The organism is Bifidobacterium breve DSM 20213 = JCM 1192, from assembly GCF_001025175.1.
GTDB classification, from domain to species: domain Bacteria; phylum Actinomycetota; class Actinomycetes; order Actinomycetales; family Bifidobacteriaceae; genus Bifidobacterium; species Bifidobacterium breve.
Genome location: NZ_AP012324.1, coordinates 578,047 through 600,656, shown reverse-complemented (window position 1 = coordinate 600,656; position 22,610 = coordinate 578,047). Strand labels below are relative to the sequence as shown.

18 protein-coding genes are annotated in these 22,610 nt (G+C 60.2%); 2 read left to right on the top strand and 16 right to left on the bottom strand.

The features are described from left to right. Nucleotides 1-73 precede the first annotated feature (73 nt). The 7 genes from BBBR_RS02365 to BBBR_RS02335 form a co-directional block, all read right to left on the bottom strand. The gene (locus BBBR_RS02365) at nt 74-1,258 is read right to left on the bottom strand and encodes a cystathionine gamma-synthase (protein ID WP_003828511.1); all 1,185 of its coding nucleotides are present in this window, start codon (nt 1,256-1,258) and stop codon (nt 74-76) included. Between the two features lie 189 nt (nt 1,259-1,447). Then, nucleotides 1,448-2,470, bottom strand: coding sequence for a pyridoxal-phosphate dependent enzyme (locus tag BBBR_RS02360; protein ID WP_003828510.1), 1,023 nt, complete (start codon nt 2,468-2,470; stop codon nt 1,448-1,450). A 392-nt stretch (nt 2,471-2,862) separates the two neighbouring features. Further along, nucleotides 2,863-3,648: an ABC transporter ATP-binding protein gene (locus BBBR_RS02355; protein ID WP_003828508.1), complete on the bottom strand. Its 786-nt coding sequence runs from the start codon at nt 3,646-3,648 to the stop codon at nt 2,863-2,865. After that, nucleotides 3,641-4,432 (bottom strand): ABC transporter ATP-binding protein, encoded by a 792-nt coding sequence (locus tag BBBR_RS02350; protein ID WP_003828506.1) that lies wholly within the window; start codon nt 4,430-4,432, stop codon nt 3,641-3,643. Before BBBR_RS02350 ends, BBBR_RS02355 begins: the two co-directional genes overlap by 8 nt. Next, nucleotides 4,422-5,315 carry an ABC transporter permease gene (locus tag BBBR_RS02345; protein ID WP_003828505.1) on the bottom strand — a complete coding sequence of 298 codons (894 nt, stop codon included), beginning with the start codon at nt 5,313-5,315 and terminating at the stop codon, nt 4,422-4,424. Before BBBR_RS02345 ends, BBBR_RS02350 begins: the two co-directional genes overlap by 11 nt. 89 nt (nt 5,316-5,404) lie before the next feature. Beyond that, nucleotides 5,405-6,382, bottom strand: a complete 978-nt coding sequence (locus BBBR_RS02340) for an ABC transporter permease (protein WP_003828503.1) — start codon at nt 6,380-6,382, stop codon at nt 5,405-5,407. 186 nt (nt 6,383-6,568) lie between these two features. Then, nucleotides 6,569-8,203, bottom strand: a complete 1,635-nt coding sequence (locus tag BBBR_RS02335; RefSeq protein ID WP_003828501.1) for an ABC transporter substrate-binding protein — start codon at nt 8,201-8,203, stop codon at nt 6,569-6,571. A 126-nt stretch (nt 8,204-8,329) separates the two neighbouring features. On the opposite strand from BBBR_RS02335, the gene BBBR_RS02330 reads away from it, so the two are divergent. Continuing rightward, on the top strand, nt 8,330-9,100 hold the full coding sequence (locus tag BBBR_RS02330) for a type III pantothenate kinase (RefSeq protein WP_033892577.1): 771 nt from the start codon (nt 8,330-8,332) through the stop codon (nt 9,098-9,100). Between the two features lie 93 nt (nt 9,101-9,193). Here the strand turns inward: BBBR_RS02330 and BBBR_RS02325 are convergent, their stop codons facing one another. From BBBR_RS02325 to BBBR_RS02305, 5 genes are all read right to left on the bottom strand, one after another. Then, complete coding sequence (locus BBBR_RS02325) at nt 9,194-10,615, bottom strand: ABC transporter substrate-binding protein (protein ID WP_003828495.1); 1,422 nt, start codon at nt 10,613-10,615, stop codon at nt 9,194-9,196. Nucleotides 10,616-10,777: 162 nt separating this feature from the next. After that, nucleotides 10,778-12,124, bottom strand: coding sequence for an ABC transporter substrate-binding protein (locus tag BBBR_RS02320; protein ID WP_003828494.1), 1,347 nt, complete (start codon nt 12,122-12,124; stop codon nt 10,778-10,780). Between the two features lie 255 nt (nt 12,125-12,379). Then, nucleotides 12,380-14,455, bottom strand: coding sequence for a beta-galactosidase (locus BBBR_RS02315; RefSeq protein WP_003828493.1), 2,076 nt, complete (start codon nt 14,453-14,455; stop codon nt 12,380-12,382). Between the two features lie 179 nt (nt 14,456-14,634). Further along, nucleotides 14,635-15,633: a carbohydrate ABC transporter permease gene (locus tag BBBR_RS02310; protein ID WP_003828491.1), complete on the bottom strand. Its 999-nt coding sequence runs from the start codon at nt 15,631-15,633 to the stop codon at nt 14,635-14,637. A 52-nt stretch (nt 15,634-15,685) separates the two neighbouring features. After that, nucleotides 15,686-16,612, bottom strand: a complete 927-nt coding sequence (locus BBBR_RS02305) for a carbohydrate ABC transporter permease (RefSeq protein ID WP_003828490.1) — start codon at nt 16,610-16,612, stop codon at nt 15,686-15,688. Nucleotides 16,613-16,851: 239 nt separating this feature from the next. On the opposite strand from BBBR_RS02305, the gene BBBR_RS02300 reads away from it, so the two are divergent. Continuing rightward, complete coding sequence (locus tag BBBR_RS02300) at nt 16,852-17,838, top strand: LacI family DNA-binding transcriptional regulator (RefSeq protein ID WP_003828488.1); 987 nt, start codon at nt 16,852-16,854, stop codon at nt 17,836-17,838. Here the strand turns inward: BBBR_RS02300 and BBBR_RS02295 are convergent. The 4 genes from BBBR_RS02295 to BBBR_RS02280 form a co-directional block, all read right to left on the bottom strand. After that, on the bottom strand, nt 17,831-18,565 hold the full coding sequence (locus BBBR_RS02295) for a pseudouridine synthase (RefSeq protein ID WP_003828487.1): 735 nt from the start codon (nt 18,563-18,565) through the stop codon (nt 17,831-17,833). The two genes, BBBR_RS02300 and BBBR_RS02295, sit on opposite strands and share 8 nt — an antisense overlap. Nucleotides 18,566-18,608: 43 nt before the next feature. Next, nucleotides 18,609-20,501, bottom strand: a complete 1,893-nt coding sequence (gene glmS, locus BBBR_RS02290; RefSeq protein WP_003828486.1) for a glutamine--fructose-6-phosphate transaminase (isomerizing) — start codon at nt 20,499-20,501, stop codon at nt 18,609-18,611. 241 nt (nt 20,502-20,742) lie between these two features. Further along, nucleotides 20,743-21,573: an amino acid ABC transporter ATP-binding protein gene (locus tag BBBR_RS02285; RefSeq protein WP_003828485.1), complete on the bottom strand. Its 831-nt coding sequence runs from the start codon at nt 21,571-21,573 to the stop codon at nt 20,743-20,745. A gap of 15 nt (nt 21,574-21,588) precedes the next feature. Beyond that, nucleotides 21,589-22,572, bottom strand: coding sequence for an amino acid ABC transporter permease (locus tag BBBR_RS02280; protein ID WP_003828484.1), 984 nt, complete (start codon nt 22,570-22,572; stop codon nt 21,589-21,591). Between the last annotated feature and the right edge of the window lie 38 nt (nt 22,573-22,610).

Sequence of the window (22,610 nt, the reverse complement as noted above, 5' to 3'; positions counted from 1 at the left end):
GATAGCGCAAATCCGCCCCTTGAAATGGAGAATCACCGAAGTTACGTTCCGAGAACGGCTCGCAGCGTCTCCGTCACAGACGGTCGAGAGCCTGCTTGAGGTCGGCGATGAGGTCATCGGCGTTTTCGATGCCGACCGAGATACGCACCAGATTGCCGGGCACCTGCAAGGTGGTGCCGGCCACGGAGGCGTGGGTCATAGCGGCGGGCACCTCGATCAGGCTTTCCACGCCGCCGAGCGATTCGGCCAGCGTGAAGATCTCGGTGTAGTCCACGAACTTCTTGGCAGCCTCGGCACCGCCGGCAAGCTGCACGGAGAGCACGCCGCCGAAGCCGCCATGCATCTGACGAGCCGCGATATCGTGGCCCGGGTGGGATTCGAGGCCCGGATACCAGACGCGCTCAATCACGTCAGCAGGCTGGGATTCCAGCCATTCCGCCACTTTCAGGGCGTTGGCGCTGTGACGCTTGACGCGCAAATCCAGAGTCTTCAGGCCGCGAATGTCAAGGAACGAATCGAACGGGGAAGGCACGGCACCGGCTGCGTTCTGCAGGAAGGCCACCTGCTCACGGGTTTCCTCATCGTTAAGCACCACGGCACCGCCGACCACATCGGAGTGGCCGCCGATGTACTTGGTGGTGGAGTAGACCACCACATCGGCACCATCATCGAGCGGGTGCTGCAAGGCGGGCGAAGCGAAGGTATTGTCGACTACCACCTTGGTGCCGTACTTATGGGCCACTTCGGAGGTGACTGCGATGTCGGTGATGTTGAGCAGCGGGTTGGACGGGGTTTCGACCCACACATACTTGTACGACTTGGCGGCGAGCGCGGCTTCCACGGCGACGGTGTCGGTGATGTCCACCACATCGAGGCCCACGCCCCACGGCACGAACACCTTGGAGAGCAGACGGTAGGTGCCGCCGTACACGTCGTTGCCGAGCAGGATGTTGTCGCCGGGCTTGATGGTGGAACGCAGCAGCACATCGATGGCGGCAAGGCCGGAGGAGAAGCTCAGCGCGTACTTGGCGCCTTCCACGGCGGCGAGCTGCTCGTCAAAACTGGTGCGGGTGGGGTTGATGGAGCGTGAGTAGTCGTGGCCGCCGCGCAGGCCGAGCACGCCGTCCTGCTTGAAGGTGGAGGTGGCGTAGATCGGCGTAACCACAGCACCGGTGGTGGGGTCAGGCTCCTGGCCGGCGTGGATGGCGCGGGTGGCGACGGCGGTGTTGGCGAACTTGGCGTTGTATTCAGCGGACATGGTGTTGGTTTCCTTTGGTGTTTGGTTGGGTATTGGACGGGTTTGGAAAGTTATTGGATCTTTGCGGGCTGGCTCCTCTCAGTCAGCCTTCGGCTGACAGCTCCCCTCAAAGAGGGGCGCCAGAGCCCTTTTTGGCTCCCCTCTCCGAGGGGAGCTGTCGCGGAAGCGACTGAGGGGAGCACTTAGCGTTTAGAGGTACTGCTCGGCAAGGGACGGCTTGGTGGTGCGGTCGACCACGTCGCCGTAACCGTTGGCGCGCATCCAGTCGTCATCGAAGATCTTTTCGAGATAGCTACGGCCGGAATCGGGGGCGAGCACCACCACGATCTGGTTTTCGTCCAGATCGTTGGCGAGCGCGTACTTGATGGCACTGGCCACAGCCATGCCGGACGAGCCGCCGACCAGCAGCCCCTCCTCGCCGGCCAACCGGCGGGTCATTTCGAAAGCTTCGGCGTCGCCGACGCGCACGATGTCATCGGTGATGTTCCGGTCGAAAGCCTTGGGGTAGAAGTCCTCCCCCACGCCCTCGATGTCGTACTGGTGGACTTCCTCACGCGAGGCGGCGGAGTAGATGGAGCCTTCCGGGTCGGAGCCGATGACCTTGACCGCGCCGTCGGAGACTTCTTTCAGATACTTGCCGGTGCCGGAGATGGTGCCGCCGGTGCCGATGCCGGCTACGAAATGCGTGACCTTGTGATCAGCGGCCTCCCAAACTTCCGGTCCGGTGGTGTAGTAGTGGCTCAGCGGACCGTTCGGATTGTCGTACTGGTTCGGGCGGAAACCGCCGGGAATAGTGTTGGCCAGTCGTTCGGCGACCTGGTAGTAGGAACGCGGGTCGTCGGGGCCGGCATCGGTCGGCGTGACGATGACTTCGGCACCGTAGGCGCGCAGCACCGCACGCTTGGATTCGGAGACCTTGTCCGGCAAAGTGAAGATCGTACGGTAGCCGCGCTGCTGGGCGACCAGTGCCAGACCGACGCCGGTGTTGCCGGAGGTCGGCTCCACGATCACGCCGCCGGGTTTCAGCTCGCCGGACTTTTCGGCGGCGTCGATGATGCGCTCGGCGATGCGGTCCTTGGATGAGCCACCGGGGTTGAAGTATTCGACTTTGACGGCGATAGTGGCCTTGACGCCGGCCGTCTGCGGGATGTGGTTCAGCTTGACGAGCGGGGTGTTGCCGATGAGTTCGGCGAGGCTGTTGTGGATGGTCATCTGAAGTCCTTTGTTGCTGGGGTTGGGGTTTGCTGCGTTGCGTTCGTGAACCGACGTTCCCAGACGAATGGACTGTGGCCTTGTGCTTTGAAATTCGAGTATTTCAGTGATGAATCCGATACGTCCCACAGCTTGCGCGTTACACGGTTGCGCCCATGCCAAAGGTTCCACGAATTCTTGCGGCAAATCTGCCGCGATTGAATGCTCTATCTCAAGTTATGCGTCACTGACCGCTCGCCTAGGGGCGTCGGTTAGCGACAACAACATGAGATAATCTGCATGTCTCACACCATAGCACAGCCCGCGACAACTGCGTGTCGCGGGCGTTCATACGGTGGACGCGAGGAGTCGGCAACGATTCCGCCGTCCCTTCATGAGGGAGCCAAGAGGAGTTACAACGAGGCGGCTTCGATGAGTTGGCGGGTGTAGTCGGACTGGGGACTGCCGAGCACTTCGGCGGTAGAGCCTTCTTCTTCGACGCGACCATCGTGGAGCACGAGAATCCGATCGGCGATATGCTGCACCACGCCGAGGTCGTGGGACACCATGATCAATGCTGTTTCACGACGTGTTTCACGGATGGCGGCGAAGGTATCGAGAATCTGGATACGCGCGGCCACATCGATGGCGCTCATAGGCTCGTCGGCAAGAATCACTTTGGGCTCGTTGATGATGGCTCGCGCGATAACCACGCGCTGCGCCTGACCTCCGGACAAGTCGACCGGATACCGGTTCAGGAAAGTGGCCGGTTCAAGGCCAACCATGGTCAGAGCCGCGGCCACTCGCTCAGCGATTTCGGCTTTACCGAGGTCATGCCGCTGCAACACCAATGGTTCGGCAACTGACTGAGCAACCCGCCAACGCGGGTCAAGCGACGAGAACGGGTCCTGAAACACCAGTCCCGATTCGCGGCGGAGCGCTTGCACACCGGGTGATCTGCGACCACCGGCAATGGATTGACCGCCATACGTCACAGTGCCGGAATCGGCGGATTCGAGGCCGAGCATGATGCGGGTCAGCGTGGACTTGCCGGAACCGGAACCGCCGATGACGGCCAAGCACTCGCCAGGGCGGACGTCGGCGGAGACGTCGAAGAGGACTTGGCGGCGCGCGGAGCGGGGACCGAAGGATTTGTTGATGGATTGGGCGGAGAGGAGGAACCTATTGCCATCACTCATGAGAATCCTCCTTGGGAGTGCGGAGGGTGAGGGTTTGGGCGGCGGCGACCAGTCGTTGGGCCTGTAGCGTGGCCGGTGCGGCAAGCAGATTGGCGGTCGCGCCGGACTCCACAATGCGGCCAGCGTCCAGCACATAACAACGCGTTGTGGCACGTGCCAACACGGAGAAATCATGGGTGATGAACAGCATCGAGGCACCGGCATCGTCCACTAGAGAGACCAGCAGATCCACAATCTGTCGCTGGGTGATGGAATCCAACGCGGTGGTCGGCTCGTCCGCAATGATGAACCGCGGCGAGGTGATCAGCGCCGTGGCGATGCCCACGCGCTGCTGCTGCCCACCAGACAACTCGTGCGGATATTTGCCGGCCATATCACGGTCCAGCCCGACCTTGTCCAGCATGGCATTCACTCGGTCGGCACGTTCGGCCTTGGTCAGGTCGTAATGCAATTTCAGCGGCAGAGAAATCTGCTGGGCGACAGTCATCACTGGGTTCAGTGAAGCAGCCGGATTCTGAAATACCGCGCCCACATACCGGCCACGCAGGTCGGCGAGCACATGCTCAGAGGCACCGATGATTTCCGTACCGCTCATATCAATCGACCCGTCGGCTGCAGCAGTCAATGGCAGCAGCCCCAGTATCGCCTTGGAAATCATCGATTTGCCGGAGCCGGAGGAACCGATTAGGCCAACCCGCTCGCCATCGGCAATGGCCAAGTCCACATCGGAAACAATTAATCTGCCGCCGACAGCAATGTTCAGACCATGAATATCAACGCTCATCGCCGCCCTCCCCTGCTTCCCTCAACGCGGGATTGGCGACCGGGTCGATGGCATCACGCAACACATCGCCGAAAATATTCAGGGCCACCACCACGACCGTGACAATCAGACCGGGCCACACCACGGTCAGCGGAAACACATTGATGAGCTTGACCGATGTGGCCAGTGAATGCCCCCAGCTCGGCACACCCGACGGCACACCGACACCGAGGTACGTAAGTCCTGATTCGGCCAGCACCGCCGTGCCAGCGGACAGTGACAGTTGTACGGCCAGCACGGGCAGGATACTCGGCACGATATGGCTCACCAACACACGCCATCCGCTGGCTCCATTCGCCAGGGCCGATTCCACATACGATGAACGGGCCGCCAGCAACGCCACCGGACGGACCACACGTGCCAGATTCAGCCCGTATCCGAAGCCGCAAGCGATAACGATCACGACGATGGACGCACCGAGCGGTACAGCAAGAATCAGCGCGATAAGCACAGTGGGAATGGAGATCAGCGCATCGACCACCACTACAGACGAGCTGGCAAGCGCCGCATTGCGTGCGACCATCGCCGCAATGAGCAGCAGCCCCCAAGCGGCGGAAACCACTACGGTAAGCAGCACGATGAGCAGGTTCGTATGTGAGCCGGCAAGCAGCCAGCTGAACACGTCGGCTCCGGTACCGTCGGTGCCGAGCCAATGCACGGCGGAGGGTTTGGCCCATACGCGGTAGCCGTCGGTGGTCCATAGGGATTGCGGGGTCCAGAACAAAGAAACGATGGCGATCAGCAGCCATGAGGCGAGCACGATAAGCGCGAATTTGCCTTCGGCCCGGCGCCACATGGAGTGGAGGACGATTGCGAAAGCCGCTCGTTGACCACCCTCCGGCATCGCGGTGCGACGCCACCTCACATCAGCGGGAGGATTGGGAACACGCTCCCCCTCGACTACAGACGGCGAGAAGGAAGTAGACGATTTGCTCATGCGGTCACCTCCGTAATGGTGGCGGCGGTTTTGAGGCGCGGGTCGAGCACGCGGTGGAGCAAGTCGACCACAAGACCAATCAACAGAAAGAATGCAGCCAGCAAAAACAGCTCACTCTGCACGGCGATGAGGTCACGATTGCCCACGTCGGTTACGAGACCATTGCCGATACCCGGCAGGGCAAACAGGTTTTCGATGACCATCACGCCGGTGATCATCGAGGCGAACGTCAGTCCGATAACGGACACCAGTTGCGGGGTCGCCAACCTCAGGCCGACATGCAGCACTGCCTGGGTGCGGGTCATGCCGCAGGAACGAGCCATGTCGATATAACCGGAACCGGCCAAATCGTCCAGAGCCGAACGCGTGTATCGCATGATGGTCGCGCCCACGATGACACCGACCGACAACGCCGGCAAAATCAACGACAGCATCGCCGAACCGGGCGCTCCCCAACCGTCCAGAGGGAACCCTTGCGAAGGGAAGACGCCAATCAGTCCGACGCCACGGCCGAATAGCAGAATCAGCAGCAATCCACCCCACAAAGCAGGGATGGCACCGCCGATGATGGCCAGCACATGGAACGCGGAACGCACTCGCTCGGAGCGAGCCAGCACCGCTGCACAACCCAGCGGCAGGCCAATGACCAAGGCAATCAACATGCCAAGAATGATCAGAGGAAAGGTGATGGCTGCGCGCGAGCCGACCAGTGAGGTTACGGAACGACCGGTCAGGATGGACGTGCCGAAATCACCATGGATCAGTGCACCCATCCAATCAAAGTATTGCGCGACTAATGGCCGATTCAAGCCGAGCTGTTCGCGCAACTGGGCCACGCGCTCGGGCGGCGAGTTGACGCCAGCCATCACGGAGGCCACGTCGCCGGGCAGAATGCGCAATGCCGCGAAAATCACCACGGACAGGCCGAGCAGCGCTATGACAAACAGCGCCAGTCGTTTGAGCACGAATCGCATAATGCCTACTTTACTTGGGGTTACTTTCCTTTGGCTCCCCTCAGTCGCCTACGGTGACGGCTCCCCCCTCTCTGAGGGGAGTTGTCGCGCAGCGACTGAGGAGAGGTCATAGGAGGAGGATAACTGAGGCCATCCTCAGTCCGCTTCGCGGACAGCTCCCGCCAGCGGGAGCCCGAAAAAACGTAACTACTTCTGGCTGAATCCAGCGACGGAGTAGGTTACGTTGTAGAGGGGCAGGACGGTCTGGTTGAGGTTGAAGGGGAAGCCCTCGACGCCCTTGGCCGTGGCGGTGGTGGTGCGGTAATTGAACAGCCAATCCGCAGCGGCGTCCTCGGACACCAACTTGGCGGCCTCGGCGAACTTGGCGTCACGCTCCTTGTCGGAAGTGGCGGCCACGCCCTCGTTGTACAGCTTGGTCACGTCCTTGTTGTCGTAACCGAAGTAGTAGGTCGGGTCGGTCCAGGAAGCGAAGTCGTGGCTTTCGTTGTGGTCTACCAGTGAGATATCGAAATCGTGGTTGGTGTACACGTCCTGCAACCAGGTGGAGAATTCCACCACGTTGACTTTCAGATCAATGCCGATGGGCTTCAGCTGCGAACGCAGCTGGTCGCCGAGCTCGGTGCCATAAATGTTGGCGTAGGTCAGGCTGAGTTCCAGCGGCTTGTCGGCGGAGTAACCGGCCTCAGCCATAAGCGACTTGGCCTTGCCCTGATCGTAGGGATACAGGTTGGTCAAATCCTCGTAACCGGGGTCGAGGGACGGAATCGGGCCGCCGAGCGCCTTGTCGGCGCCGCCACGGGAGGCGATGAGTTCCTTGTGGTTGATGGCGTAACGGATGGCCTGGCGAATGCGCTTGTCGGCCAGCTTGGAGCCGGAGGCATTGTTGAAGCCGAGCACGAACTTGTCGGTGCCGTCACCGGCCTTGACCGTGTAGTTCGCGGAATCGGACTTGAACGGCTCGGCGAGGTTCTCGGTAATCGGGGCGAGCACCTGCACATCGCCGGACTTCAGGGCGTTGACCGCGGCGTTGTCATCAGCCAGATACTTGACCACCACGGTGGGCGTCTTGGCCTTGTTCTTGCCCCAGTATTTCTCGTTGGTCTTCAGCGTGATCGAGCTGTTCTCCACGAACTTGGAGACGGTGTACGGGCCGGAGCCGATGGCCTGGGTCTTCAGGTCGTACTTGGCGTCCTTGTCGAACACCAGTCCGGGGCGGCCGGTCAGGGTCCACAGCAGGTTGGAGTTCGCGCTCTTGAGTGTGATGACCACGGTGTCGGCGTCCTTGGCCTCGACCTTATCGACGGCAGCGAGCGCGTCGGCGTCGTGATAGTCCTTGGCGATGAGTTCGTTGATGGACCAGGCCACGTCTTCGGCGTCGAGCTTGTCGCCGTTGGAGAAGGTCATGTTCTTGTTGAGGTGGAAGGTATAGGTCAGGCCGTCCTTGGACGTCTCCCAGCTGGAGGCGATGGCGGGAACGACCTGGTTCTTGGAGTCGCGGGCCACCAGACCCTCGTACACGTTGCCGATCAGGATCTGGTCGAGCGCGGAGCCGGCGGTGTTGCGAATGTCCAGATTGGTGGGGGCCAGTTTGAGACCGATGGTCACGGTGTCGGCATAGGTACCGGACGAGGCCGCGTTCTTGGAGTCTTTCTTACCGCCGAAGGCGAAGGCGGCGCCGGCGATAACCGCCACCACCACGACAACGGCCAAGGCAATCAGCCACCACTTCGGGCTGTTCTTCTTCGGATTCTTTGCGCGCGAGGCAAGGCTCGCATCTGTGGTTGCGCCGTCTTCGACGTGCGCACCATTGTCTTGAGACATGGTTCTTCCTCTATATATGTTGGTTTATACGGTTGGCCGCCACAAACGGGTCGTCCACCACAGCCCATCATAGCGGCGGGGCTGTAGAATTGCACATGAAATCCATCTTGAATCTGGAGGGTTATCATGCTGGTCGCCGTTGATATCGGCAATACGAACATCGTGCTTGGTTTTCTGGATGGCGACACCATCGCCGGAACCTACCGCATCACCACCAAAGCCAACCATACATCCGATGAATACGGCCTGTTTTTGACCGAATTCCTGAGAATGAGCGGTTTCCAGCCGTCCGATGTGGATGACGTGATCATCTGTTCGGTGGTGCCGAAGGTGATGCATTCCTTCCGCTCCTCCATCGTCAAGTTCTTGGATATCGACCCGATGGTGGTGGGCCCCGGCATCAAGACCGGCATGAACGTGCGCGTGGATGACCCGAAATCACTCGGCGCGGACATTCTGGCCGACTGCGCCGGCGCCTATTACGAGTATGGAGGTCCGGTGCTGGTGGCCGATTTCGGTACGGCCACCACGTTCACGCATGTGAGCGATAAGGGTGTGGTCGATTCGGGCGTAATCACCACCGGCATTCGTGCAGGCGCCGCCGCCCTATGGGGAGACACGGCCCAGCTGCCGGAAGTGGAGATTACCCGACCGGAGACCATTTTGGGCACCAATACCAAGACCTGCATGCAGGCAGGCCTGTATTACACGTTCCTGGGCGGCGTGGAACGCACAATCAGCCAGTTCCGCAAGGAGCTTGGCGGCGCGGACTTCAAGGTGATCACCACCGGTGGCCTTGGGCGCGTGTTCGCCTATGATACCGAGCTAATTGACGTCTATGACCCGGATCTCATCTTCAAGGGCATGGCGCATATCTACGCCCGCAATGTGAAGTAACGAAATCGGCCTTTAGCTAGGCCTTCCCTCAGGTCTCTCCCTCCGTCCGCCTTCGGCGGCCACCTCCCTCGTCAGAGGGAGGTTAGCGAGGAGCTACTTAATCGTGAAACCCTGGTTGAAGCCGTATTCCTTGAGATCTTTCTGCCAGGTGGCAAGCCCGTGTTCAAGACTGACTTTCTTGCCGGGCCTGTCCAACGATTCCAGCGGCTTGCCTTTCTCGTCTTTCATACCCATATCGACTTCCATCTCACGCTGTTCATAGGCCTGTTTGCTGCTGGCCCATTCATAGGCTTTGCCTACCGTGCTCTTGAAATCGTTACGTGCATACACTTCAAACGGCAGATACTGATATCCCACGGATACATCCTCGGCCGCTTCGGAAAGCACACGGTTGAATTTCTGCCCGCCGAAATACGGAATTTCGACGCCACGATCGTTCGTGATCGTGGTCTTATCGAGGAATTCACCGGAGTTGAGGGTGTCATAGTCGGCAGGGAAGGCACCGCCAGCCACACGGGCACTGATGCCCTGCGCGTCATGGGTCACGAAATCCACGAATCGATAGGCCGCATCCGGCTTACGCGTCAGCTGCAACACGGCAAGTGCGGATCCGCCGCTTTCGGCATTGGTGGGCTGGCCGTCATAGGTGGGCATGGGCGCCACACGCCATAGTCCGGACGCGCCGGGCACATTGGATAGCAGCATCGAAGGCATCCATGCGCCGGAGAACATGGAAGCAATGGTGCCGGTGCCCACCCTGCGCTTCCATCGCTCAGACCATGTGGCGGACGTGGTGTCCACCAGGCCTTCATCGATCATCTTTTGCCAGAATTCGGTGAACAGCTGGGTGCCGGTATCGTGGTCCAGATCGATGGTCACGGTTTTACCGTCCGGCGAGGTATGGAAAGGCTGCCCGCCCGCAAGCCATATCATGGCGTCGTAGAAGCTGCCATCGCCCGAATCGGCCGCAATATAAGCGCCAATTTGCTTGAGTTTCTTGGCGGCCTCGTAATAATCGTTCCATGTCTTGATTTGCGTGGCATCCACCCCGGCCTGCTGGAACACATCCTCGTTGTAGAAGAATCCCATGGGGCCGGAATCCATCGGCAATGCATACACTCGTCCGGCAAGCTGGACGGACGACCAGGTGCCAAGGGTAAAGAAACTCGCATAATCGGAACCGGTACGATCGGTTAGGTCGAGTAGCTGACCGGATACCTCGTATTGCGGCAGCGCGTAGTATTCGATCTGCGCCACATCCGGCGTGCCGTAGCCGTCCTGGATGGCGGTATTGAGATTCTCATAGCCGGAGATGTTGGTCCATTCGACGCGGATGTCCGGATTGGCTTTCTCGAAACGGCGGATGACTTCGCCCATGCTGGGCTCCCAGCTCCATACGCTGATTTCGGTACGGTTATCGACCGTGGCTTGGCCGCAGGAGGCTAGGGATACGGTAAGGACCGCGGCCACGACTATGGTCGCCAGTCTGCTGATTCGCCGTCCGATTGTTCGCATGGTGACGAGTCTACTAGGCGGGGCTTAAAACGCCGTATGATGAACCACCCTCAGTCTCGCCTCGCGAGCCAGCTCCTGCCAGCGGGAGCCAATACGGCAGCAGCCCCGTGGCGAGATGCGTCACGGGGCTGCTGTGGATATATAGAGAAGGAATTATAAGGCTTACTTCACGGTGAAGCCCTGATCCTTGCCGTAATCCTGCAGGGCCTTCTGCCAAGCAGCGACACCGTCGCTCAGCTTCTGGTCACCGGTGTAGGACTTGCCAAAGTAGTCGCCGAAGATGGTGCGGGCCTTGACCTCGAAGGGCAGGAACTGGTAGCCGGAGGACACGTTCTCAGCAGCCTGAGCCAGAACCTCGTTGTACTTCTGACCACCGAAGTAGTCAACATCCTGACCATCGGCGTTCTTCACGGTGGTGGCGTTCTTGAAGGAGTCCTTTTCCAGGGAGGCCTTGTCAGCCGGGAAGGCGCCGCCAGCCACACGAGTGGCCACACCAGCACCGTGGTTGGCGTACTCGATGAACTGGTAAGCAGCATCAGCCTTCTTGGTGGAGGCGAGCACAGCCAGCGAAGAACCACCATTCTCAGAGTTGGTGGTGGAGCCGTCAGCGGTCGGCATCTGGGTCACACGCCACTTGCCGGCACCGTCAGCAGCGGAGTTAGCAAGGTTGGCAGGCATCCAAGCGCCAGTGAACAGGGAGGCGATGGTGCCGTCGACCATGCCCTTGAACCAATCCTCGGACCAGCCGGCGGTCTTGGTGTCGAGCAGACCCTCGTCCAGCAGCTTCTGCCAGAAGTCGGTGAAGGTCTTGACGCCCTTGTCTTCGGTCAGGTTGACGGTGACTTCGGAACCATCGGAGGAGGTCTGGAACGGCTTGGCGCCGGCCAGCCAGGTCATGGAGTCGAAGAAGCCGGCGTCGCCGGTGTCGGAGGTGATGTAGTAGTTGTCGCCGAGGGCGTGAATCTTCTTGGCGGCGTCGTAGTACTGATCCCAGGTCTTGATCTGCTCGGCATCAACGCCGGCCTTGTCGAAGACTTCCTTGTTGTAGAAGAAGGCCATTGGGCCGGAATCCATCGGCAGGCCGTAGACCTTGCCGGCGAACTGCACGGAAGCCCACGGGCCAGGGGTGTAGAAGTCCTTGTAGCCAGAGGTCTTGTCGGTGATGTCCAGCAGGTTGCCCTTGATGGCGTACTGCGGGACGGCGTAGTACTCAACCTGAGCGACGTCCGGAGCGCCAGAGCCAGCCTCAATGGCGTTGTCCAGTTGAGTGTATTCCTTGGTGTTGGTACCGACGTTCTTCAGGTCGACCTTGATGCCGGTCTGCTTCTCGAAGTCCTTGGCAACCTGGGTCAGCGAAGGCTCCCAAGCCCAGACGGTGATTTCCTTGACGTCGGAATCCTGAGCCGGCTGGCTGGACTTGCCGCTATCAGAGCCGCAGGCGGCAACGGAAACCAGCATGGCAACCGCACCGGTGAGGGCAACGGCCTTCTTGGCGGTAGTGAACTTCATCGTTCTGTTCTCCTTCCTCGAATCGTCTAGAACGATTCAAACTGTTTTGTCGCTCGCAATCATTGCGTGTTACCTAGTGTCAATTATCGATTTCTCCTCGACACTGAGAAGTGGCTCTATGAAGCCATTCCTTTCGCTATGGTTGCGATAACATCTTTTAGTATACACATCTCAAAACAAATCGCAAATGCGATGGCGGGCGTGTTATCGATAACACGCCCGCCATCGCATTTGAATCGCTATAAATAGACCTCTTTACAGCTTTACCACCAGCACACCGTTCGGCTGAATGGCCGCCGTATGCTCGGATTCGTTGACCTGAGCCAGCGAGGCGACCAGCGGCTCGCCGTCCACGTCCACAATCGCCACATCGTGGGTGCGGTTGAACAGGAACACGAAGTGGTTCTCGCCAGTTTCATCCGCACGCTCAACGCGCAGCACTTCGCCGCGATCGTCTTCGGCCGAGGTCTCGATGCCGAGTTCCTCCAGCAGCGCGGGCAGGCTCTTGGCCAAACCTTCGCGCCCAAGCCGGGCACCGATATAGGCCGCCTTGCCGTCACCGAAATCGTTGACGGTGATGGCGGGAGCACCGTCGAAACCGGTCCACTTATCGGCCTTAAATGCAGCGACCACGTGAGCAGTATCGGCCACGGAGGTGATCACGTCGGCGAAATCGTGCGCCACGGTTCCGTTGTCCAAGTCGAGGTGATCTATGGCACCGGGGAAGTCGTTGCCCATCGGGGCGAATTCCTCAACGCGCACGCCCACCACGTCACGGATGGAGCCGGGGTAGCCACCCAGCCAGACGTGATCCTTGTCGTCCACCAGACCGGTGTAGTAGGTCACGAACAGCTTGCCGCCGTTCGCCACATACTCGCGCACGCGGCGCGTGGTCTCTTCAGACAGGATGGTCAGGCTCGGCAGCACGACGGCTTCGTACTCGTCCCAGGGACCGCGAACCGGCACCACGTCTGCGGTCAGACCGTTGTCCGCCAGCGCGCGGAACCACGCGAGCGGCTCGGTCCAATGGCGTACCTCCTGAGTAGGCGTGGCGGTGTGTTCCGTAGCCCACTGGGACTCGTAATCGAAGACGACGGCGACCTTGGACTTGACCAGCTTGGTGCTCAGCAGGCCCTCGTCAGCAAGCTTGTTGAGGTCGGCACCCAGCTCGCACACGTCGCGGAAGATCTGGGAGTCGGGGCCCGCGTGAGGAACCATCGAGGAGTGCCACTTCTCGGCACCGGCCTTGGACTGGCGCCACTGGAAGTAGCAGATGGCGTCGGAGCCCATGGCCAGGTGGGCCAGGGAGTCACGCACCAGTTCGCCGGGTTCGACGCGGTAGTTGATCGGACGCCAGTTGACGGCGGAGCTGGAGTGCTCCATGAGGAACCACGGATTCTTGCGGGCGATGCCGTCACACAGGGAGGCCGAGTAGGCCAGCTCGTCGAAGTGAGCTTCGCCAGGAGTGAAGTAGTGATCGTTGGACACGAAGTCCACGTCGTAACCCCACTTGTCGTAATCGATGCCGGCACCGCCGGCGGAGACCATGAAGTTGGTGGTCTGCGGCTTGGGGGCGATCTCGAGCAGGGCGTCGCGCTCGGCCTTGTAAAAGTCGAGCAGGGCGTCGGAGCTGAAGCGCTTCCAGTCAAGCAGTTTGCCCGGGTTCATGAAGTTGCCATCGCCGATGAAGCGCGGCGGGATGATCTCGGAGAAGTTGTTCATGCGCTGCGCCCAGAAGGCGGTGCCCCAGGCGTCATTGACGGCGTCGATGGTGCCGTACTTCTTCTCGCACCACTTCTGGAAGGCGCGCTCAGCATCTTCGGAGTAGTCGAAGCGGTTGTGGCAGCCGTACTCGTTGCTCACGTGCCAAGAGACCACATAGGGGTTGTCCTTGTAGTGCTCGGCCATCTTGCGACACAGGTTGAGCGCGTAGTCAAGGAAGACCGGGCTGGTGGCCCGCCAGTGCTGTCGGGCACCGGGCTGGCAGACGTCGCCGCGGTAGTCGACCCAGAGGATCTCCGGGTGGGCCTGGGTCATCCACATCGGCGGGGATGCGGTGCCGGAGGCGAGATCGACGGCGATGCCGGCCTTGCCGAGCTTGTCGATGACGCGGTCGAGCCAATCGAAGTCATACACGCCTTCTTCGGGCTCAAGCTTGGCCCAAGAGAAGATGGCTACGGAGACGAGGTTGACGCCGGCCTTCTGCATGAGGGCTACATCTTCGTCCCACACTTCCTCAGGCCATTGGTCGGGGTTGTAATCGCCGCCGTACCAGATGCGGGGCTTGCCACCCGCAAGAGGCTGCGGCCACTTGAATTCGCGATGTTCCATGATGATGCTGTTCCTTTAATGAATAAATATCTACGTGTGGGCAAATGGGAGTCACGCAGATACGCAAGGAGGCGCCTGCACGATTCTCAACAATGCGAATATCTGCATAGGCGCCTCCTTCCTGTTAGTGGTTATGCCTTTATCTCGGCTCCCTCCACCAGAAGGGAGCCGAAGTACGGTTACTCCTTGACGGCGCCTGCGGCGAGGCCGGACTGCCAGTACTTCTGCAGGCACAGGAACGCGATGACCAGCGGGATGATCGTGATCAGGGAGCCGGTGATCACCAGGTTCTGGATGGCCTGGCCGCCCGCGGTCGAGGCCTGGTCCTTCCACTGGTTCAGACCGATGGTCAGCGGGTACCAGTCGGCGTCCTTCAACATGATCAACGGCAGGAAGTAGTTGTTCCACGTCGCCACGATCGTGAACAGGGCGGTCGTCACGATACCGGGGGCCAGAAGGGGCAGGCTGATGGTCCAGAACGTGCGGAACTCGGACGCGCCGTCCACGCGGGCGGCCTCCAGGAGCTCGGTGGGCACGGCCTGCTCGCTGAAGATCCACATCAGGTACAGGCCGAACGGGGAGATCAGCGACGGGATGATCATGGCCCACGGGGTGTTGGTCAGGCCCAGCTTGGCGAACAGGAGGAACTGCGGCACGGCCAGGGCGATGCCCGGCACGGAGATCGAGCCGATGATCACGGCGAACACGGCCTTGCGGCCCGGGAAGCGGAACTTGGCCAGCGCGTAGCCGCCCATGATGGCCAGGAGGGTGGCGCCGCCGGCGCCGACGACCACGTAGAGCAGGGTGTTGACCAGCCAGCGGCCGAAGATGCCGCCCTGGTAGGTGAACACCGTGACGATGTTGTCCCACAGGGCGAAGCTCTTGCCGAAGCCGAGGCCGAACGTGGAGGTGAAGTCGGCCTGGGTCTTGGTGGCGTTGATCACCAGGTACACGAACGGGAACAGGCAGTACACGGCGAAGATCGCGCACAGCACGGTCATCAGGGTCGAACGGCGCGGGTTGCTCACGTTCGCGAAACCGGCCCTGGCGCTGCGCCTGCGCTCGGCCGCCTCATCGGCGGCGATGCGCTTCTGGCGTTCCTTCTCGGCCTTCCTGGCGGCCTTCTCCTGCGCCTTCAGTTCGGCGTCAGTCAGACGGGTAGATGCTGCGGCACTCATCACGCACGCTCCTTCACAATCGAAACCAATCCGGCAATACGGGCGGTCGTCGTCACTTCATCTGCTCCTTCATGCTCTTCAGCTGCACGGCGTAGGCGATGGCCATGGTGATGACGGCCATCACGATGGCCAGAGCGGCCGCGTAATTCGACTGGTTGCCGGAGAAGCTCAGGTTGTACGCGTACATGTTCGGCGTGTAGTACGTGGTGATCGCGTTGCCCGGAACCATGTTCTGCAAGATGCTCGGCTCGTTGAACAGCTGGAAGCTGCCGATGATCGAGAAGATCACCGTGATGGCCAGCGAGCCCTTCAGCTCGGGCAGCTTGATGGACTTGACGATCTGCCATTCGGAAGCGCCATCGATGGACGCGGCCTCGTACAGGGAGTGCGGGATGGTGGACAGCGACGAGTAGAAGATCAGCATGTTGTAGCCGGTGAACTCCCACGTGCTGATGTTGCCGATGGAGGCAAGCAGCACGCCCGGCTGCAGCACGTCGACGTTCGTGCCGAAGAAGTCGTTGAACGAGCCCACCAGGCCGTACTTCGCGCCGTACACGAAGCCCCACACCAACGTGGACACCACCGCGGGCACCGCATAGGGCAGGAACGTGCTGATGCGGAAGAACTTGGCGCCGTGCAGCTTCATCGAATCCAGGGCGAGGGCCATGGCAGCCGACAGGAACAGCATGATCGGCACCTGCACGCAGGTGAACAGCGCCACACGACCCACGGACGACCAGAACTGGCCGTCCTGCAGCAACCGCGCGTAGTTCTCGACCCCGACGAACCTCGTGCCGCCGATCATCTGCTTCTTGAAGAAGCTGATGTAGATGGCGTACACAATCGGAATAATGAACACGAACACGAACACCACCGTGAACGGCCACATGAACTTCCATCCACGCCAATCGGCCTTATGCTTGTTCTCACGCGCTTTATCCGTGTGCATAGGCACGGCAGCGACATCGGCTGAAGCCATTTCCAACCCCTCTCCTTCGAAGGTTGACCAAAATTGTTTACGTTATCATCATAACACCATTCATAACATTGTCCAATCGTGTTGAATTCAATGTTTTTGCGCTAGCTGTTACAATGGTCACGAAAACAATGATGTTATCGTTACCGTTCACGCGATACATGGTAGACATCGCAGCGGTATGACCGCTGTCGTTTGAGAGACAAGCGAGGGGCGAGATGGCGAGACCAACACAGGTTTCCATGCAAGATGTGGCTAAGGCGGCCGGCGTTTCGCCGCAAACCGTATCCCGTGTGGCGAATGACAGCAATGCGGTCAAGCCGGAAACCCGCCAGCGCGTTGAAGCCGCGATGGAACGCCTCGGATATCGTCCGAATTACGCCGCCCGAGCATTGAAGCATGGGCGATTCCAGGATATCGGCGTAGTGATGTTCGACACCACCAGGTTCGGTAATGCCCGGATACTCGATTCCATTGTCACCCATGCAGCCGAGGACGGCTATTCCGTCACCATTCAGACTATGAGCAACGGCGCAGAACGTACGCTGGCCTCCACCATCGACCGCATGCAACGTCAACCCGTAGATGGCGTCATCGTGGTGCTTGAGGAACGCATTTCCGACTTCGTGGGATACAAACCACCGCGAGAACTACCGGTTGTGCTGATTTCCGAGGCGGCAGCCGACCACTGCCCCACCGTTGACGCCGATCAGTACGGATGTTCCACAGCCATCGTCGACTATTTGATGAGCAAAGGCCATAAGACCGTCTACCATATCGCCGGCCCAGTCACTTCACGTGCTGCCGAAAGCCGAGCGCAAGGCTGGCGTGAAGCCTTGGAACAAATAGGCGCGCGCGTACCGAGCATGTATATCGGCGACTGGTGTGCCGACTCCGGCTATCAGGCAGGCGTGGCGCTGGCTCACGACCCGGAATGCACCGCAATCTATGCGGCCAACGATCAGATGGCCTACGGTGCGATGCTCGGATTGGAATCAGCCGGCAAGCGCGTGCCGGAAGACGTAAGCATTGTGGGCGTGGACGATTCGCTGGTCGACGTGGTGCCAAGACTCAACCTCACCACCATGCGCATGCGCAATGACGCCATCGGCGCCACCGCGTTCTCCATGGTCCGCCGTCAATGCGAAGGCGAGAAAGTACCGGCCGGCATCAAAACCGTAATCCCCACCGAACTCATCGAGCGCGGTTCCGTCCGCGACATTAGCTGATTAATGGTATACGGGAAACGAATTCTTGTCGCTTCCCTGTTACTGGGTCGGTGAAGCGCAGCACACGTGCGACCAATTGCAATGGTTGGCTGAAATCGTCGTAAAGGCGCGTCTGGATGCGCGGGTAGAAATCGTCACCCACGATGGGTAGGCCCAGTGAGTTCATGTGGACGCGCAGTTGATGGGTTTTGCCGGTGCGCGGATGAAGCGTGTAGCGGCAGATGGGGGGATTCTCCAGACAGGGACCACCCTCCGGCGCTTCGCGCCACCTCCCGCCAGCGGAAGTAAGTATGAGTTCGCCGCGCTCGATCAGGGTCTCAGCATTGACTGCGCCCGGCTCCTCGAAGGCGGCCAACGTGCCACGCTCCTTGGTGATGTGCGAACGGCGCAGCAACGGAAACGGACGCGGCGGCTCAGCCTGTGTAATCGTGCCGAATCGCGGTCGACGAATCGGCGCGCACGATGCCAGACATTCATAGACCTTGGTGGCTTGCTTGTTCTGGAACAGCATCTGATACGCTCCACGGCAAGCCGGATCACGCACAAAGACCAGTACGCCCGCAGTCATGCGATCCAAACGGTGGGCCGGTGTGATATCCGGCTCCCCCAGACGCTCGCGCAATCGGATCAGCGCGGTTTCGCGATACCACATGCCGCGCGGCATGGTAGCCAGAAAATGCGGCTTATCCACCACAATGATCCGCTCGTCCTCATACAGCACGTCCATCTCAAACGGAATATGAGGCTCGTCAATAACGTATCGGTGTGGCTTACTCAACGGTGACGGACTTGGCGAGGTTGCGGGGCTTATCCACGTCATAGCCCTTGAGCTTGGCCATATCCATGGCGAACAGCTGCAGCGGCACCACATCCACCAGCGGGCTCATCAGCGTCGGGCAGGCCGGGCGCCAGAACACCACATCAGCATACCGTTCCACATCCGGGTCGCCCTGCTCGGCCACGGCAATGATGTACGCGCCACGAGCCTTGACCTCCTCGATGCCGGAAATCACCTTGGCGTGCAGCACATTGCGGCCACGCTCCGGCGGCACGATGAACACCACGGGCTCACCCTCGTCCACCAGTGCAATCGGGCCATGCTTCAATTCGCCGGCCGCAAAGCCCTCGGTAAAGGTGTAGGCGATCTCCTTGAGCTTCAGCGCACCTTCCAGCGCCACCGGGTATCCCACATGGCGGCCAAGGAACAGGAAGGAGTTGGCATTCACCATGCGCTCGGCGGCGGCCTGGATGGTCTTGGGCTGCGTGTCGAGCACCCACTGGATCTTGCGCGGCATGTCCTTCAGGGAGTCAAGCACCTGATGAATCTCGTCGCGGAACATCGCACCCTTGACCTGCGCCAGATACAGGCCCAGCAAATAGGCGGCGGTGATCTGCGCCACGAAGGCCTTGGTGGAGGCAACGGCGACTTCCGGGCCGGCGTGCGTGTAGAGCACGGCGTCGGATTCGCGAGGAATGGAAGCACCCTGCGTGTTGCAGATGGCCAGCACTTTGGAGCCTTGTTCGCGCGCGTGGCGCAGGGCCATCAGCGTATCCATGGTTTCACCGGACTGAGAGATGGCCACCACGAGCGTACGCGGGGTCAGAATCGGGTCGCGGTAACGGAATTCGTGCGCGAGTTCGATTTCCACTGGGATACGCACCCAGTGTTCGATGGCGTACTTGGCCACCTGACCGGCATAGCTGGCGGTGCCGCAGGCCACGACGATGATCTTGTCAATGGCCTTAAAGTCATGCTGGTCGATGCGCACCTCATCGAGGGTGATGTCGCCGTTTGGGTCGAAACGGCCCAGCAGCGTGCGCTGCACGGCGGCCGGATCCTCGTGGATTTCCTTGTCCATAAAGGAATCCCAGCCACCCTTTTCGGCGGCCGAGGCGTCCCAGTCCACGGTGTAGGTCTTCGGATTCTCAATCACATTGCCGTCGAAGTCGGTAACAATGACCTTATCGGCGGATACGCACACGGCCTGATCCTGATCGACTTCCATGGCGCGCTTGGTATATGCCACGAATGCGGCCACATCGGAGCCGAGGAAGTTCTCGCCATCGCCAAGGCCCACAACCAGCGGAGAATCATGACGGGCGCCGACCACGATATCCGGCTGACGGCAGTCGGTGGCCAGAATGGTGAATGCGCCCTCCAACATGCGGGCCATGCGGCGCACTGCCTTGAACAGGTTCGGCTTGCCCTCTTCCGCAATGATCTTGTCCACGATTTTGCCCAGCAGCTTGGCGGCCACTTCGGTATCCGTGGCGGAGGCGAATCGGTAGCCCTCGGCCTGCAGATCAAGGCGCAGCTGGGAGGCGTTCTCGATGATGCCGTTGTGAATGATGGCGACTTTGCCGTCCATACTAGTATGCGGATGTGCGTTCACATCGCTCGGCTCGCCGTTGGTGGCCCAACGCGTATGGCCGATACCCACGGTGGCCAGCGGCATTGGCTTACATTCGATGTCTTCGACCAGATTCTTCAGACGACCGGCCTTCTTGCGCACGGTCACTTTATCCATGCCAGATGCGGTCAGCGCCACGCCGGCTGAATCATATCCTCGGTATTCCAGACGTTCCAAGCCTTGCAGACAGACCTCCAAGGGCTTGCCGCACGCCGTTTCCACATTTCCCGCATATCCAACGATTCCACACATGGCTCACCAGCCTAGCGGACAAACATTGCCTGAAGCGAATCCAACCCGCCGCCTTTGCAGGATTGGAACATGCGGGGCCCTAGCCGTGCCCCCGCTGGCGGGGGCTGTTGGAGGAGCCGACTGGGGGTGGTTCCCGCCATATCAGAGGAACCACCCCCAGTTATGCGTTGCATGACAGCCCCCCCCGCCAGCGGGGGCGCAAAAAATGGTTCCCCTCTTCAGGGGGGAGCCAGAGTGCGGACTACAGCACGTGCTGCAGGAAGTCTTTGAACCTCGGTTCGGTCGGATTGTCGATGATTTCGGGGCCGCCTTTCTCCACGACCACACCACCATCCATAAACACAATCTGATCGGCGACCTCACGTGCAAAGCCGATCTCGTGCGTCACGCACACCATCGTCATACCCTCCTTGGCCAAGGAAAGCATCACATTGAGCACTTCGCCCACCAGCTCGGGGTCAAGGGCGGAAGTCGGCTCGTCGAACAGCATGATTTCCGGCTTCATGGCCAGAGCACGGGCGATGGCCACACGCTGCTGCTGGCCACCGGAAAGCTGTGACGGGTAGTAATCCATACGATCGCCCAGACCGACGCGCTGCAACTCGGCTTCGGCCAGTGCGCGCGCTTCACTCTTGGACTTGTGCTGCACATGCACCGGAGCTTCCATCACGTTTTCGAGGGCGGTCATGTGCGGGAACAGGTTGAAGCGCTGGAACACCATGCCCAAGCGGGAACGCTGCGCGGCGATCTCCTTGTCATCCAGAGTCTGCAGCACATCCTGACCGTTCTTGGTCACATGCTTGTATCCGATGAGTTCGCCGTCCACCTCGATCGAACCGCCGGTCAAAGTCTCCAGCTGGTTGATCAGGCGTAGGAATGTGGACTTGCCGGAACCAGAGGGTCCCAGAATCACCGTCACGGTACCGGGCATAACGGTCAGATCGATACCCTTGAGCACATGCAGTGGGCCGAAGGCCTTGTGCACCTGCACCGCCTTGACAGCGGGAATCACGGAACCGTCAGCCGCCTTGTGCACGGCTGGGACAACACTGGTGATGTCATTCGTAGTCATAATCGCACTCCCGCCTTATGCATTCAATCCGACAAATGTAGTCTGGTTGAGCTTGTCCACGTCATCCTTCGGCTCACCGTCGGTCTTACCCGGCAATGGCGCCTGCTTGCCCTTGGTGCCCACCGGTCGGGCATCGAAGCCCTTGCCGAAGTGCGCTTCGAGGCGGGACTGGCACACCATAAGGATGGAGGTAATCAGCAGATACCAGAAGCAGGCCACGATCAGCAGTGGAATCGGCTTGTAGATACGGTTGGCGATGGCGTTGGTGGCAAACTGCAGTTCGAGGGTGAACGGCACGGCGGTGACCAGCGAGGTGGTCTTCAGCATGCCGATGGTCTCGTTGCCGGTGGGCGGGATGATGATGCGCATGGCCTGCGGCAGCACGATACGACGCATGATAAGCGTGCGGTTCATGCCCAGCGCCTTGGCGGCCTCAGTCTGGCCGGGATCCACGGCTTCAAGACCGGCGCGCACGATTTCGGACAGGTAGGCGGCCTCGTTCAGGGCCAAGCCAATCCATGCCGCATTGAATGCAGTGACCACCACGTTGGAGTCGATGCTCCAGAATTCCACTGAGGTAAAGGGAATGCCAAGGCTGATTTTTGGAATCAGCACGGCGAACAGACCCCAGAAGATGAGCTGCGTGTACACAGGCGTACCGCGGAAGAACCAGATGAAGAACCAGCTGACACCGCGCAGCACCGGATTGATGGACTTGCGCATAATGGCGAGAATCACCGACAGGATGATGGCCACGACCATGGAAATCACGGTCAGGGTGAGCGTGTACTGGATGCCTTCAAGTACGTTCTCGTTGAATAGGTACTTCCAGACCGTGGGCCAATCCAATCGCGGATTGGTGATCATGCCCTGAATAAGCATCGCGGCGAGCAGCACCACAATCACGGCGGCCACAATCGGGCCGGGGCGCTTGACCGGCAGCGCCTTGATGCGGTTGGGGATGTTCAATCCTTCGCCGTCGACTTCTTTCTTCGCCATAGTTTGGTTCCTTGGGTGTCTTTGGGCAGCCTGGGCTG